The organism is Rhodobacter sp. SGA-6-6 (assembly GCF_011043545.1).
Classification (GTDB): Bacteria; Pseudomonadota; Alphaproteobacteria; order Rhodobacterales; family Rhodobacteraceae; genus Pseudogemmobacter.
This window is the reverse complement of sequence record NZ_JAAKGP010000003.1, coordinates 143,679-158,445: the sequence shown is the minus strand read 5'-3', so window position 1 is coordinate 158,445 and position 14,767 is coordinate 143,679. Positions and strand designations below refer to the sequence as shown.

14 protein-coding genes and 1 pseudogene are annotated in these 14,767 nt (G+C 67.7%); 10 read left to right on the top strand and 5 right to left on the bottom strand.

Translation table 11 applies throughout. The annotated features are described in order from the left end of the window. Positions 1-91: 91 nt before the first annotated feature. The 8 genes from G5B31_RS07210 to G5B31_RS07175 all read left to right on the top strand — a co-directional run bounded on the left by G5B31_RS07210 (position 92) and on the right by G5B31_RS07175 (position 8,178). Positions 92-1,354: an AAA family ATPase gene (locus tag G5B31_RS07210; RefSeq protein WP_165015321.1), complete on the top strand. Its 1,263-nt coding sequence runs from the start codon at positions 92-94 to the stop codon at positions 1,352-1,354. 33 nt (positions 1,355-1,387) lie between these two features. Then, positions 1,388-2,833: a CpaF family protein gene (locus G5B31_RS07205; protein ID WP_165015319.1), complete on the top strand. Its 1,446-nt coding sequence runs from the start codon at positions 1,388-1,390 to the stop codon at positions 2,831-2,833. Between the two features lie 9 nt (positions 2,834-2,842). After that, positions 2,843-3,811: a type II secretion system F family protein gene (locus G5B31_RS07200; RefSeq protein ID WP_165015316.1), complete on the top strand. Its 969-nt coding sequence runs from the start codon at positions 2,843-2,845 to the stop codon at positions 3,809-3,811. Positions 3,812-3,820: 9 nt separating this feature from the next. Further along, entirely contained in the window at positions 3,821-4,798 is a 978-nt protein-coding gene (locus tag G5B31_RS07195; protein ID WP_165015314.1) for a type II secretion system F family protein, read from the top strand. Positions 4,799-4,806: 8 nt separating this feature from the next. Continuing rightward, positions 4,807-5,367, top strand: a complete 561-nt coding sequence (locus tag G5B31_RS07190; protein ID WP_394352120.1) for a tetratricopeptide repeat protein — start codon at positions 4,807-4,809, stop codon at positions 5,365-5,367. Positions 5,368-5,402: 35 nt separating this feature from the next. Next, positions 5,403-6,263 (top strand): lipopolysaccharide assembly protein LapB, encoded by an 861-nt coding sequence (locus G5B31_RS07185; RefSeq protein WP_165015311.1) that lies wholly within the window; start codon positions 5,403-5,405, stop codon positions 6,261-6,263. 9 nt (positions 6,264-6,272) lie between these two features. After that, the gene (locus tag G5B31_RS07180; RefSeq protein ID WP_165015309.1) at positions 6,273-6,776 is read left to right on the top strand and encodes a prepilin peptidase; all 504 of its coding nucleotides are present in this window, start codon (positions 6,273-6,275) and stop codon (positions 6,774-6,776) included. 67 nt (positions 6,777-6,843) lie between these two features. Further along, positions 6,844-8,178, top strand: a complete 1,335-nt coding sequence (locus G5B31_RS07175) for an ATPase (RefSeq protein WP_165015305.1) — start codon at positions 6,844-6,846, stop codon at positions 8,176-8,178. Positions 8,179-8,450: 272 nt separating this feature from the next. On the opposite strand, the gene G5B31_RS07170 is transcribed toward G5B31_RS07175, so the two are convergent. Both G5B31_RS07170 and G5B31_RS07165 read right to left on the bottom strand, forming a co-directional pair. Beyond that, complete coding sequence (locus G5B31_RS07170) at positions 8,451-9,011, bottom strand: hypothetical protein (RefSeq protein WP_165015302.1); 561 nt, start codon at positions 9,009-9,011, stop codon at positions 8,451-8,453. A gap of 81 nt (positions 9,012-9,092) precedes the next feature. Next, positions 9,093-9,635, bottom strand: a complete 543-nt coding sequence (locus G5B31_RS07165) for a hypothetical protein (RefSeq protein ID WP_205911840.1) — start codon at positions 9,633-9,635, stop codon at positions 9,093-9,095. 448 nt (positions 9,636-10,083) lie between these two features. On the opposite strand from G5B31_RS07165, the pseudogene G5B31_RS07160 reads away from it, so the two are divergent. Then, a pseudogene (locus G5B31_RS07160) lies at positions 10,084-10,676 on the top strand (recombinase family protein). A gap of 10 nt (positions 10,677-10,686) precedes the next feature. On the opposite strand, the gene G5B31_RS07155 reads toward G5B31_RS07160, so the two are convergent. Genes G5B31_RS07155 through mgtE form a run of 3 tightly spaced genes read right to left on the bottom strand, consistent with a single transcriptional unit; the run spans position 10,687 to position 13,153 of the window. Continuing rightward, positions 10,687-11,241: a hypothetical protein gene (locus G5B31_RS07155; protein ID WP_165015296.1), complete on the bottom strand. Its 555-nt coding sequence runs from the start codon at positions 11,239-11,241 to the stop codon at positions 10,687-10,689. Continuing rightward, on the bottom strand, positions 11,241-11,786 hold the full coding sequence (locus tag G5B31_RS07150) for a 5-formyltetrahydrofolate cyclo-ligase (RefSeq protein ID WP_165015293.1): 546 nt from the start codon (positions 11,784-11,786) through the stop codon (positions 11,241-11,243). The genes G5B31_RS07155 and G5B31_RS07150 overlap by 1 nt, the downstream gene beginning before the upstream one ends. Then, complete coding sequence (gene mgtE, locus G5B31_RS07145; protein ID WP_165015290.1) at positions 11,783-13,153, bottom strand: magnesium transporter; 1,371 nt, start codon at positions 13,151-13,153, stop codon at positions 11,783-11,785. Before mgtE ends, G5B31_RS07150 begins: the two co-directional genes overlap by 4 nt. A gap of 136 nt (positions 13,154-13,289) precedes the next feature. Between mgtE and guaD the strand changes: the two genes are divergently transcribed. Then, complete coding sequence (gene guaD, locus G5B31_RS07140; RefSeq protein ID WP_165015287.1) at positions 13,290-14,570, top strand: guanine deaminase; 1,281 nt, start codon at positions 13,290-13,292, stop codon at positions 14,568-14,570. Positions 14,571-14,767 lie beyond the last annotated feature (197 nt).

Genomic DNA, 14,767 nt, shown 5'->3' with positions numbered 1-14,767 from the left:
CCGCGCGGCATCCGGGGCATTGCACGAGTTTCGCCACAATCCTGTGGCAGGCCGATGCCTTGCGAGGCCGTCTTGAAAGGACGTGAGGCTGATGACGAGCGTGGCAACCCTGCAACCCGACCCGGCGCCCATCGTCGCGTGCACCGTATCGCGCGACGTGCAGAACTTCGAGATCCTGATCGACGACATGGAGGCCGAACTGGGCGAAGCCTGGGGCGACCTGGGCTTCGAGGACGCGATCCTGTTCCTGGACCAGCCGGATGCGGCGACGCTGGAATTCATCGCCATCGCCGTCGATGCCGACGACGAGGGCGACCTGACCCGCGTCGGCGACGTGATCCGCAAGGCCAAGGCCGGCAAGGTCAAGGTGATCCTGGTGGCGAACGAGGTCAGCCCGATGGCGCTGCATCAGCTGATGCGCCTCGGGGCCGACGATTTCGTGCCTTATCCCCTGCCCGAAGGCGCCCTGCACGACGCGGTGGAACGCATCCGCCGCCCCGACCCCGAACCCGCGCCGGTCGCGGCCCCGGCCGAAGAGCCGGCCCCCGCCCCCAGCTTCAAGGCCAAGGGCGACCGGCAGGGCGTTCTGCTGCCGGTGCACGGCATGGCGGGGGGCTGCGGCACCTCGACCTTCGCGGTGAACCTGGCTTGGGAACTGGCGACGGTGGAGAAGGACGCCCCGCGCGTCTGCCTGATGGACCTGAACTTCCAGTATGGCTCTGCCGCGACCTATCTGGACCTGCCGCGCAAGGAGGCGATCTTCGAGGTCCTGACCGACCCGACCGCCGCCGATGCCGACAGCCTGATCAAGACCATGCAGACCTACAACGACCGGCTGCATGTCTTCACCGCGCCCTCGGACATGCTGCCGCTCGACATCATCTCGGGCGAGGATCTGGGGCGGCTGGTCGATCTGGCGCTGGCGAATTTCGATTTCGTCATCATCGACATGCCCACGACCGTGGTGCAATGGACCGAGGCCGTGCTGACCCGGGCGCATGTCTATTTCGCCATGCTGGAGCTGGACCTGCGCTCGGCCCAGAACATCCTGCGCTTCGTCCGCGCGCTGAAGGCCGAGGGCCTGCCGCACGAGAAGCTGCGCTACGTGCTGAACCGCGCGCCGAAGTTCACCGACCTGTCGGCGAAAAGCCGGGTCAAGCGGATGGCGGAAAGCCTGGACATCGACATCGAGGTGCAGCTGCCCGACGGCGGCGCGCAGGTGACGCAGGCCAACGACCACGGTCTGCCGCTGGCGACCAGCGCCGCCAAGAACCCGCTCCGCAAGGAGCTGCAGAAACTCGCCAAGTCGCTGCACGACCTGAACAAGGCGGCCGAGACCGGCAGGGGCAAGTGATCCGGGCCATGTGACCCAAGGGGTTTGATAAAGATGTTCAGCCGTTTCAAGAAAGACAACCTTCCCGCCCGGCCCGCCGCACCCGCGGCCGCCGGGCCCGCCCCTTCGGCCCCGAAGCCCTCGGCCGCGCCGGTCACCGCCATGCGCGCGGTGCCCTCCGCCGCGGCCCGCAGCCCCGCCGAGGCGGTGGCCGCCGACAAGGAGGCCAAGCGCAAGACCCGGCTGATGGAGCTGAAGCTGGAGCTGCACAAGCGGCTTCTGGAGACGCTGAACCTTTCCGCGCTGGAACATGCCAGCGAGCAGAGCCTGAAGTCGGAAATCTCCGCCCTCGCCTCCGAGGCGCTGGACGAGATGTCGGTCGCGCTGAACAAGGACGACCGCAGCACCCTGGTGCAAGAGCTTTACGACGAGGTGATGGGCCTCGGCCCGCTGGAGCCGCTGTTGAAGGACGAGACGGTCAACGACATCCTGGTCAACGGGCCGAACCGGGTCTTCGTGGAACGCGCGGGCAAGCTGCAACTGACCGACGTGACCTTCCGCGACGAACGCCACCTGTTGCGGATCATCGACAAGATCGTCTCGGCCGTGGGCCGGCGGGTCGACGAATCCAACCCCTATTGCGACGCCCGCCTTGCCGACGGGTCGCGCTTCAACTGCATGGTGCCGCCGGTGGCGGTGGACGGGTCGCTGGTCTCGATCCGAAAGTTCAAGAAGGAAAAGCTGAAGATCGAGGACCTGGTCCGCTTCGGCGCCTTCACCGAGGAGATGGCGGCCTATCTTCAGGCCGCGGTCAGCTGCCGGCTGAACATCATCGTCTCGGGCGGCACCGGGTCGGGCAAGACCACCACGCTGAACGCGCTGTCGTCCTTCATCGACAACGCCGAACGGGTGCTGACCATCGAAGACACCGCGGAACTTCAGCTGCAGCAGGTCCATGTCGGCCGGATGGAAAGCCGCCCGGCCAACGTCGAGGGCAAGGGCGCGGTGACGCAGCGCGACTGCTTGCGCAACGCGCTGCGGATGCGCCCCGACCGGATCATCGTCGGCGAAACCCGTGGCGAGGAAGTGATCGACATGCTGCAGGCGATGAACACCGGCCATGACGGGTCGATGACCACGATCCACGCCAACAACCCGCGCGACGGCATTTCCCGTCTGGAAAACATGGTCGCCATGGCCGGGATCGAGATGCCGCTGAAGGCGGTCCGCAGCCAGATCGCCAGCGCCGTCAACCTGATCGTGCAGGCCAGCCGCCTGCAGGACGGGTCGCGCCGCATGGTCTCGATCACCGAGATCACCGGGATGGAGGGCGAGGTGATCTCGATGCAGGAAGTGTTCCGCTACGAACGGCTGGGGATCGAGCCTTCGGGCAAGATCATCGGCCGCTTCAACGCCACCGGCATCCGTTCCGCCTATTCCGACCGCTTCCGGCAGTGGGGCTTCGACCTGCCGCCGTCGATCTACGAACCCATCGTGTAAGGCAAAGCCATGCAGATCAGCGCTGCCCCCCTCATCTACATCATGATCTTCGTGGCGGTGGTGGTCCTCGTCGAGGGCCTCTACCTGACCGTCTTCGGCAAGTCGATCAGCCTGAACAACCGCATCTCGCGGCGGCTGACGCTGCTGGAGAAGAACGGCAACCGCGAACAGGTGCTGGAACAGCTCCGCAAGGAGATGAGCCAGCACCTGAACTCGAAGTCGATCCCGCTCTATTCCATCCTGGCCAAGAAGGCGCAGCGGGCGAACATCGCCTTCTCGCCCAGGGCGCTGGTCGGCATCATGGCGGGGCTGTCGGCCTTCGCCTTCCTGGCGATGACGGTCGGCACCTCGGCCGAAGTGGCGGTGCGGGCCATCGTCTCCATCGGCATGGGCGTCGGCGGGGTCTATTTCTGGGTCAACAACAAGGCCAAGAAGCGGATGTCGCTACTGGAGGAACAGCTTCCCGACGCGGTGGAGCTGATGGTGCGTTCCTTGCGCGTCGGCCACCCGTTCAGCAGCGCCATCGGCATCGTGGCGAAGGAAATCCCCGATCCGCTGGGTAGCGAATTCGGCGTCATCGCCGACGAGGCCGCCTATGGCCGCGACGTGGCCGAAAGCCTGAAAGCCTTCGCCGAGCGGATGGACAGCCAGGACCTGCGCTTCCTTGCGGTGGCGGTGTCGATCCAGCAGACCTCGGGCGGCAACCTGGCCGAGATCCTGGAAGGGCTGGCCAAGGTGATCCGCGCGCGGTTCAAACTGTTCCGCCGGGTCCGCGCCATCACCGCCGAGGCGAAATGGTCAGGCATGTTCCTGTCGGCCTTCCCGATCCTGGCGCTGGTGATGATCAACGTCATCCAGCCCGACTATTACGACGAGGTGCGCGAGACCGCCGCCTTCGTTCCGGCGGCCCTGGTCGTCTTCGCCTTCCTGATCATCAACGTGATCTTCATGAAGGTCATGGTCAACATCAAGGTCTGAGGTCCCGCCATGTTCACATCCCTCCAGGAGATGCTGGTCTCCGCGCTCGGCCCGCTCGGCCCGCTGATCGCCGTGGGCTTCCTCGGCCTGGTGCTGATCCTGATCGCCCTGCCGACCATGATGAAGAAGCAGCGCGACCGCTTCTCGGAATTGAAGATCGAGGCGCGGTCCGGCAAGGCCGACGACCGGGCCCTGCGCCGCGGCACCGGCGGCACGGCCGAGAAGCTGGAGAAATTCGCCCATTTCCTCGAACCGCAGAAGGCCGAGGAGATGTCGGCCATCCGGCTGAAGCTGCTGCGCGCGGGCTACCCGGACAAGAGCGCGGTTCACATGTTCCACGCCGCCAAGCTGGTGCTCGGCATCGGCCTGCTGGCGCTGGGGCTGATCTACGCCATGCTGAAATCGGCCAATGAGGAGGTCTCGACCCAGTCGATGATCCTCTACACGCTGATGCCCGGCGCGCTTGGCTATTACCTGCCGCAATACTGGGTCAACAAGCGGATGACCAAGCGCCAGACCGAGATCACCCAGGGCTTCCCCGATGCGCTGGACCTGATGCTGGTCTGCGTCGAGGCCGGCCAGTCGCTGGACCAGGCGATCATCCGGGTGGGGAAGGAAAGCCGCGCCGGCTATCCCGCCCTGGCCGACGAATTCGATATGGTCAGCCACGAGGTCAAGGCCGGCAAGGAACGGGTGACGGTGCTGAAGGACATGTCCGAACGCGTCGGCATCCCCGACGTGGCCTCCTTCGTGACCACGCTGGTGCAGTCCGCCACCTTCGGCACCTCGATCGCCGAGGCGCTGCGTGTCTATTCTGCCGACATGCGGGACAAACGGGTGATGCGGGCCGAAGAGAAGGCGAACATGTTGCCGACCAAGCTGACTCTTGGCACAATGATGTTCACCGTGCCGCCGCTGATGATCATCCTGATCGGGCCGTCGGTCTATGGCATCGCCACCATGCTGGGGCAGATGAACACGAATTAAGGGCTGTCGTGACGAGAGCAGGTCTCGCGCTTCTGACTGTGGTCCTGCTGGCCGCCTGCGGAAACGCGGGCGGCCTTGGCGCATCGCGGAACACTCCCTACGGCGTCAATCCGCGCGGCGAGGCGGTCGACCCGCTGATCGTCGGCCACCGGCTGATGGCGGCGGGCGAATACGAACTGGCGCTGAAGGCCTATTACGGCGCGGCGGCCGAGCATGGCGTCAATGTCGACACGCTGTCCGCCGTGGGCTCGGCCAACCTCAAGCTGGGCCGTCTCGGCCAGGCCGAGAAGATTCTGCGCCGGGCGCTGGAGCAGGACCCGACCTTCGTGCCCGCCCTGAACAACCTGGGCGTGGTGCTGATGGAGCAGGGCAAGACCGGCGAGGCCAGGGTGATCTTCCAGGAAGCCTATGCGCTGGACAGTGGCCAATCGGACTCGATCCGGCAGAATCTGATGCGCGCTATCGCCGCGACCGAGGCGAATGTGTATGATGCCCCCCAAGAAGAAGAAGGCGAGTTCCAGTTGGTCCGGCGCGAGAAGGGCAGGTATGTCCTGCTGACGCAGCTCTGACCGGGGCTCCGGGCAGTCAACGAAAAGGACGCAAAATGCGCCACACGGTTTTCTTCGCGCTGTGCCTGGGCAGCACCGCGCTTCTGGCGGGGTGCAACGGCGGCGGCTCCGACGCCCAGGTCCAGCGCGCGCTGAAAGACGTGAACGTCATCGACGAATCCAACCTCAACGACATCATGCTGACGGTCGGCGACCCGAACGAGGCGGTGGCCTATTTCCGCGGCGCCCTGCAGAAGGACCCGGGGCGGGTGGATCTGATGCGCGGCCTGGCCAAGTCGCTGGCCCGCGCCGGCAAGCCGACCGAAGCGGCGCAGGTCTGGGAGAAGATCACCACCTCGGCCGAGGGCACGATGGACGACCGGGTGATGCTGGCTGACGCCCATATCCGCGCCAACCAGTGGGACAAGGCCAAGCAGGTGCTGAACTCGATCCCGCCCACGCACGAGACCTACGACCGCTACCGGCTGGAGGCGATGGTCGCCGACAGCGAGAAGAACTGGGCCAAGGCCGACAGCTTCTACGAGATCGCCGCCGGGCTGACCGCGAAACCGGCGGGGGTGCTGAACAACTGGGGCTTCTCCAAGCTGACCCGCGGCGACAATGCCGGGGCCGAGAAGCTGTTCGTCGAGGCGCTGAAATACGACCCCACCGTCTTCACCGCCAAGAACAACCTGGTGCTGGCCCGCGCGGCGCAGCGCAAGTATGATCTGCCGGTGGTCGACATGACCCAGACCGAACGGGCGGAGCTGCTGTATACGATGGCCCTGGCCGCGATCAAGCAGGGCGACGTCTCGGTCGGCAAGGGCCTGTTGCAGCAGGCCATCGACACCCATCCGCAGCATTTCGAGGCCGCCACCCGCAGCCTTGCCGCGCTCGACGCCAACGTCCGCACCTAGGGCTTCCCCATGGATTTCACCTACCCGCCGGTCCGCGAGGCCCTGGTCTTCCTGCCCTTCGTCCTGCCCATCGCGCTCTGGGTCGCCTGGAGCGACATGGCGCGGATGAAGATCCCCAACAAGGCGGTGCTGGCGATGGCCGCGCTCTGGCCGCTTCTGGGCTGGCTGGTGTTCCCCTGGCAGCTGTGGCTGATGGGCTTCGCCATCATGGCCGTGGTGCTGGTGGCGGGCTTCGTCGGCAATGCCGCGGGTCTTTTCGGCGCGGGCGACGCGAAATTCGCCGCCGCGATGTCGGGCCTCTTCACCGCCGGCGATCCGATGTTCATCGCCGCGCTCTATGCCGTCTGCTCCATCGGCGCCTTCGTCGTCCACCGCGCCCTGCGCGCCGTTCCCGCCGTGCGGAACCTGACGCCGGAGTGGAAAAGCTGGACCCACAACAAGTTCCCGATGGGCCTGGCGCTGGCCGCGATGGCGGTTCTCTATCTTCTTGCCGCCTTCCTGCCCCAAGGCTGACACCTTTTCCGGCTAGACCCGCTTCGGAGCAGTCCGCCCGCGGCGGAGCAGACAAGAGGGGCAGTCGATGAACGTGCAGGTCAATCCGGCGGCGCAGGGCGTGCAATCGGGCGTGCAGCCGCCGCCCTCTCCGCGCACCCTGGCCGATGTCGGCATCAACACGGTGATGATGCGCGACATCCTGCTGAAGACGATGTTCCGCACCAACCTGTCGCTGGTGTCCGAGATCGCGCGGGCAATCTCGCTGCCGGTGCCGCTGACCCAGGACCTGGTCGACATGGCCCGCGGCCAGCGGATGATCGAGGCGACCGGGACGCTGCACGCCACCTCCGGCAACGAGATGGGCTACCAGCTGACCGACGGCGGCAAGGCCCGGGCGCTGGATGCGCTGTCGCAGTCGGAATACTACGGCGCGGTGCCGGTGCCGCTGGACCAGTATCGCGAGCAGATCAAGCGCCAGTCGGTGCGCAACATCAAGCTGACGCGCGACCAGCTGCTCAGCGGCATGGGCCACCTGATCCTGCCGCCCGACCTGATCGGCAACCTCGGCCCGGCGGTGACCTCGGGCCGGTCGATCCTGATGTATGGCCCGCCGGGCAACGGCAAGTCCTCGATCTCGCACGGCATCCGCGCCGCCTTGGGCGACAAGGTCTACGTCCCCCGCGCCATCGAATATTCCGGCCAGGTGATCTCGGTCTACGACCCGATCGTGCATTCTGCCGCGGAAACCGTGGTGGACGATCCGAACAGCCTGCGCCGCACCTCGAACCGCTTCGACCAGCGCTATGTCTATTGCGAGCGGCCTTCGGTGATCACCGGGGGCGAACTGTCGCTGGACATGCTGGACCTCGCCTACAACCCCACCGCGCGGACCTACCAGGCGCCTTTGCAGTTGAAGGCGACCGGGGGCATCTTCATCATCGACGACCTCGGCCGCCAGGCCGAGCCGCCGCAGAAGATCGTCAACCGCTGGATCGTGCCCCTGGAGGAAAGCCGCGACATCCTCGCCCTTCAATCGGGCGAGAAGTTCACCGTGCCCTTCGACACGCTGGTGATCTTCTCGACCAACTTCCACCCCAACGAGATCTTCGACGGCGCGGCGCTGCGGCGGATCTTCTTCAAGATCAAGATCGACGGGCCGGACCAGCAGAATTTCCTCAAGATCTTCGCCATGGTGGCGAAGAAGAAGAAGATGCCGCTGGACGAGAAGGCGCTGATGTATCTCCTGAAGGTCAAGTTCCCGACCATCGGCAACAATTACGCCAACTACATGCCGGTCTTCCTGATCGACCAGATGATCTCGGTCTGCGAATTCGAGGGCATCCCCTACCAGATGACCCCCGAGCTGATCGACCGCGCCTGGGGCAACATGTTCGTCCGGCAGGAGGCGATTGCGCACTGAGGCCGGAACGGGCCTTGCCCGACCCTGGCGAAGGCCATCGCCTTCGCCACAGCGCACCGTTTCAACTGGACCGGCCGGGCCCCAAAGGCCCGGCCAGCGCCCGCCCCGCCCCCGGCGGGCGCTTCTCGCCCGCCGGGTCGGGCGCTGGCCTCCCGAGGTCTCGTGCTGACAAGTTTCCGGCTGATGCGTCGCGCACGGGCGGGGGCGAGGCAGTGCCTCGCCTTGTCCCGCCCGGCCGCACCGCAGCGAAGCGCCGAGGGCGAAGCCCCGCCCTACTCCATCGCCACCACTTCCTGCGCCCGCATCGCCTCGCCTTCGCGCACCTCGCTGCGCAGGGTCAGCAACGAAGGCAGGTGCAGCCATTTGGTGATCTCGCCCAGGTCCTTGCCGGCCTCGCGGTTCCTGACCACCATCTTCAGCGCCTGCACCTTGCAGCCCGCCACTTCGATCTCTTCCATCCCCAGGATCTCCAGGTCGGTGGTGAAGGGCCGCGGCGGCAGGAAGCCCGGCGTGGTCAGCATCGCCTCCTCGTGGAACGTCGCCCCCGGCACCAGCTCCGCCAGCGCCGGCAGGCCGGTGGTCCAGTCGAACACCGCGCCCTCGCCGTCGCGCAGGGCGCTGACGGTGAAGATGCCGGCATGGACCGTCATCTCCACCTGCTTGCCGGTCTCGACGATGGTCTGGCGATAGCGCAGCGCCTCGCCCTCCCGCCCCAGCACCTCGACCACGGCGCCGGAATCGTAGGTCAGTTTCGCGGGCAGCGCGCCCTCCGGCAGGCAGTCGGCCAAGGCGGGCGAGGTGAGGCAGAGGGCAAGGGCGAAGGGGCGGATCATCGGCAACTCCTGGTCGGGGCGGATCGGCCCGCCCTGCCCAGCATTACCCCGACACGGAGGCCTTGCGGGTGAATAATTCCGTCATCCGCCGCTTTCGCCCCCGCCGTGGATGACCCTTGGCGTCCAACCTTTGCCGGGGGGCGGCCGGTCCTCGCCGGAGGAACCGCCCTGCCCCATCCCGCGCAACTCGATCTCCTGGAACATCCCGGCCAGTTCGATCCTGAGCCGCATCTTTCCTCCGGAAACCGCGATCAGGAGGACCGGCCCGAAATCCGCAAAGGCGGCCCGCAGCCCGTGGGTCGGGAAGGAGGAGGCCAGGACCACCGGGATCGGCAGGCCGAGGTCCTGCAGGTCGCGGCAGAACGCCCGGCAGGGGCCGAGCCCGAGGCCGGGCACGTCCAGGATGATCGCCTCGAAGAAATCCTCGTTCTCGACGATCCAGTCTATGGCCGTCAGCGTGTCGGCGAGGGTGATCGCGTGCCGTTGCAGCTCCTGCAACCCTTCCTGCAGTTTCCGGGCCTCCTCGGCAGAGGCGCTGACGACAAGCACGGATTTCTGCGGAGGACCGATGCCCGGCCGGCCCGCCGCCTCGCGGAAAAGGCGGTCGGCCAGCGCCCCGTCCACCGGCGCACCGATCCAGGCCCTGTCCCGCGCGTCCCTGTGCGGAGACCTGCGGGCGAGCCCGACGATGACCAGAAGGCTTACGCAGAGGAGCAGTGCCCACCCCGCCAGGACACCCGCGGGCACCGCCCCCAGCAGAAAGGCCGCGATCCCGCCGCAGGTGAGCGCGATGCCGGCGACAAGCAGGGCGATGGCGCCGCCCCCCGCGACATCACGTCCGTCACTATGGGTTCCCTTGTTGCCATAGTGGCTCGAAGCGCGACCGGCGCCGTAACTAACAGCAAAACGGGGCTACCTTAAGTTGAATCCGCACCGGAATGACGACCGCAACAAGGGAACCCTTGTTGTCAAGGCAGTCCCGTCCCTCCGCCGCCGCTGGCAAGGGCCGCTGCGGCCCCGGCTCGGGCAAGCGTTCGGCCGCAGGATTGGCAAGAGATGGCAGGAACGACCCATGAGAATTGGCTACGCCCGAGTATCGACCGAGGATCAGAAGCTCGATCTGCAGACGGCGGCCCTGCAAAGGGCCCAATGCGACAGGATCTTCACCGACCTAGGCCTCTCCGGCCAGTCGATGGTCCGCCCCGGCCTGACCGCGGCCCTGCGGGCGCTGCGCAACGGCGATACCCTCGTCGTCTGGCGGCTGGACCGGCTGGGCCGGTCGCTGGTGAACCTTGTCCAGGTGGTGGAGGACCTGGGCCATCGCGGCATCGACTTCATGTCGCTGACCGAGGCGGCGACACCACCAGCCCGGGCGGGCGGCTGGTCTTCCACATGATGGCCGCGCTGGCGGAGTTCGAGCGCAACCTGATCAGCGAAAGGACGCGGGCCGGCATGAGCGCGGCGCGGGACAAGGGCCGGCATCTCGGCCGGCCGCCGGCGCTGTCGGCCAAGGACATCCTGTCGGCGCGGATTTCCGTCTGCCAGCGCGGCGAGGATCTGAACGCCGTCGCCGCCCGCTTCCGGGTGTCGCCGCGGACGATGCGGAAATGGCTGGCCGCGGGTCAGCCCGGCGGAAAAGGCGGGGCGGTCGCGAAGCGGGTCTGAAGGGCGCCGGCTATTCCAGCGCCTCCAGCGCGTAGGACCAGGTCTTGCCGGTCGCCAGCTCCACCGACTCGGTGCGGAAGGCGATCATCGCCGCGGGGGCGTAGAGCATCACGCCCTCGGACATCTTCCGGCCCTCCCTGTGCATGGTCTTGCGGAATTCCACCGCCTCGTAGCGGCAATCCTCCCAGTCCACCGTCCTTGTCCCGATCACCTCGATCTCGACCGCCACCGGCAGCGCCGCCTTCTTGGTCTCGGTCACCCGCCCTTCGGCCCGGGCCTTGCCTCCGGCCGCGATCACCTCCGCCAGATCCGGCAGCGGCGTGTCCCATTGGTATTGCTTCAGGTAACCCTCGCCCCGATGCTCCAGCGGCCAGAGCCCGGCCTGCATCCGCGACACCACCTCCCCCGAGCGGTATGTCAGCACCTCGCCCTCGCGGTCCAGATACTCCAGCGCCGAGCCGTCGTCGTAGACCGCCCGCACCGGCATCCCGTCCTCGGCGAAACAGCCTGCCCGGGCCGGGGCAGCGGCGGCGGAGAGAAGCGCCAGGAGGGCCGCCAGCCGCATCAGCCGAACTCCCGCACCCCTTCTTCGGTCACCACCGCGTCGAGCTGCTGGTCGAAGGCGTCGATCGGCACCTCGTCCACCTCCTGCGCGGCATAGGCGAAGCCCACGGCCAGGGTCGGGCGCTTCGCCCGCAGCAGTTCCAGCGTGCGGTCGTAGAAGCCGCCGCCGTAGCCCAGCCGGTAGCCGCGGGCATCGAAGGCCAGCATCGGCACGATCAGCACCGCCGGCTCCACCCAGGCGCCCTCGGCCGGGATCGGCGCGCCGAACTCGCCCGCCACCAGCACGCAGCCCGGGCTCCATTCGCGGAACTTCAGCGGCATCGCCGGCCCCGGGATCACCGGCACGCCGACCACGCCGCGATGCGCGGCCATGGCGGGCAAGGGGTCGATCTCGCTGCGCATCGGCATGTAGCCCGACAGCACCGCCCCCGCCTGCGCCGCCAGGTAGTCCGCCAGGATCTCCGCCGCCTGCCCCTGCCCGCAGGCATGGGCCTCCTTCCGCGCGGCAAAGGCCGCCTTGCGCGCCAGCGCCTTCACATCCGTCATAGCAGCATCACCGTCGCCAGCCCCAGAAAGGCGAAAAATCCGACCACATCCGTCACCGTCATCACGAAGGTCCCCGAGGCCAGCGCCGGGTCGAACCCCAGCCGCTCCATCGCCAGCGGCACCAGGATGCCGGCCAGCGCCGCGACACAGAGGTTGATGATCATCGCCAGCGCCAGCACCACGCCCAGCATCGGCATCCCGAGCGCCAGCCACCCCGCCAGCCCCATCACCAGCGCGAAGCTGAGCCCGTTGATCACCCCGACCGCCGCCTCGCGCCGCACCACGCGCATGGCGTTCGACACCGTCAGGTCGCGCGTCGCCAGCGCCCGCACCGCGATGGTCAGGCTTTGCGTCCCGGCGATCCCGCCCATCGAGGCGATGATCGGCATCAGCGCGGCAAGGATGACGATCTGGCCGATGGTGCCGGCGAACTGGCCGATCACCAGCGCCGAGATATTGGCGGTGACCAGGTTGACGAACAGCCAGGGGATGCGGCCCTTGATCGTCTCCCACACTCCGTCCGAGACCGAGCTTTCGCCGCCGACGCCGGCCATCCGCAGCATGTCCTCCTCGTGCTCCTCGTCCAGCACGTTCATGGCGTCGTCGATGGTGATGACGCCGACCAGCCGCCCGTCGGCATCCACCACCGGGCAGGAGATCAGGTGATACTGGTTGAAGATATAGGCGACGTCGGCCTCTTCCTCGGTCGCCCGGACGGTGCGGAAGCTTTCTTCGCTGATCTCGCGCAGCGGGGTCGCCCGGGCTGCCGACAGCACCCGCCCCAGGGTGACATAGCCGGTGGGCTTCATCCGCGGGTCGGTCAGGATGACGTGGTAGAACTGGTCCGGCAGCACCTCGGCGCCGCGCAGCCAGTCGATGGCCTCGCCCACGGTCCAGTGTTCCGGGGCCACCACCACCTCGCGCTGCATCAGGCGGCCGGCGGAGTGCTCGGGGTAGGACAGCGCCTGTTCCACCGCCAGCCGGTCGGCATCCTCCAGCGCGTCGAGGATGCGTTCCTGCGCCGGGGCCTCCAGGTCTTCGAGGATGTCGACCACGTCGTCGGTGTCGAGTTCGCGAACCGCCTCGGCCACCACCTCTTCGGGCAGGGATTCGATCACCTCCTCGCGGATCGATTCGTCGATCTCGGACAGGATCTCGCCGTCGATGCCGCCATGCCACAAGGCCAGCAGCGCCTGCCGTTCCGAGGGGCCGATCTGTTCCAGGATATCGGCGATGTCGGCGGCATGCAGCGGCTCCAGCAGCGCCGACAGCGCCCCGGCGTCGCCCGCCTCCACGGCGGCGAGGACGGAGTCCAGCCGGTCGGCGGCCTCCGCCTCCTCGTCGCGTTCTGCCCGGTCTTCCGCCATCCCGCCCCCTGTCCCGATTGCCCCGACCTTACCGGAAGCAGTTTCAGGGAAACAGGGGCAAGCCGCAGATTCCCTTTCGCGCGCGAGGTCCTATTCTGTCCGGGTTCCGACACAGGCAGGTGTCATGGGAGGTGTCATGGCCGATCTTCTTCTGGGGCAGGTGCTGTCCTTCGCCGCCGATCCCTTCGCCGAGGGGCCGGCGGCCGCCCGCCACATCGCCGAGGGCGCGGTGCTGGTGGAGGGCGGCCGCATCGCCGCGGTGGGCGAGGCCGCGGCGCTGAAAGCCGCCCATCCGCAGGCGACCCGGCACGACCATGGGCGCGCGCTGATCTCGGCGGGTTTCGTCGATGCCCATGTGCACTATCCGCAGACCGCGATCATCGCCTCCTGGGGCAAGCGGCTGATCGACTGGCTGAACGGCTACACCTTCCCCGAGGAGATGCGCTTCGCCGATCCCGCCTATGCGGCGGAGGTGGCGGGCCGCTACCTCGACCTGACCCTGGCGCATGGCACCACCACCGTCTGCAGCTATGCGACGATCCACCCTGCCTCGGTGGATGCCATCTTCGAGGCTGCGCAGGCCCGCGGCCAGCGGCTCTACGCCGGCAAGACCTGCATGGACAGGAACGCTCCCGAAGGGCTGCGCGACACGGTGCAGTCGGCCTATGACGACAGCAAGGCGCTGCTGCGGAAGTGGCACGGGGTGGACCGGCTGTCCTATGTGATCACCCCCCGCTTCTCGCCCACCTCGACGCCCGAGCAGCTGGCGGCGCTCGGCCAGCTGTGGAAGGAACATCCCGACTGCCTGATGCAGACCCATCTGTCGGAGCAGACCGACGAGATCGCCTGGGTGAAGGAGCTATTCCCGCAGTCCCGCGACTATCTCGACACCTACGAGGCGCAGGGGCTGTTGCGGGAAGGCGCGCTCTACGGCCACGCCATCCACCTGACCGAGCGCGAGAAGGCGCGGCTGATCGAGGCCGGGGCCAGCCTGATCCATTGCCCGACCTCGAACACCTTCATCGGCTCGGGCCTGTTCGACATGGGACTGGCCCGCCAGCTGCGGGTCGGGCTGGCGACCGACACCGGCGGCGGGTCGTCCTTTTCGATGCTGCACACCATGGCCGCGGCCTACGAGATCGGCCAGCTGCGCGGCCAGGCGCTGCACCCGTCGCAGCTGTGGTGGCTGGCGACCCAGGGCTCGGCCCGGGCGCTGCACGCCGACCACCAGATCGGCAACATCGCCGCGGGGATGGAGGCCGACCTGGTGGTGGTCGACCTCGCCTCCACTCCCGCCATCGAACAGGCGACGCGGCGGGCCGGGGACATCTGGCAGCAGATCTTCCCGACCATCATGATGGGCGACGACCGCGCCATCCGCGAGGTCTGGGTGGGCGGACGGAAGCGGGGAAGCTAGGCGGCGCTGCCGTCGGATCGGGCGGGACAAGGCGAGGCATTGCCTCGCCCCGCCCGTGCACGGCGGTTGCACCCGGAGACGGTGGCAGCACGAGACCACAGAGGCCAGCGCCTGCCCGGGCGGGCGAGAAGCGCCCGCCGAGGGGCGGGCGGGCGCTGGCCGGGTGCTTTGGGCACCCGGCCGGTCCAGGTTGCAGC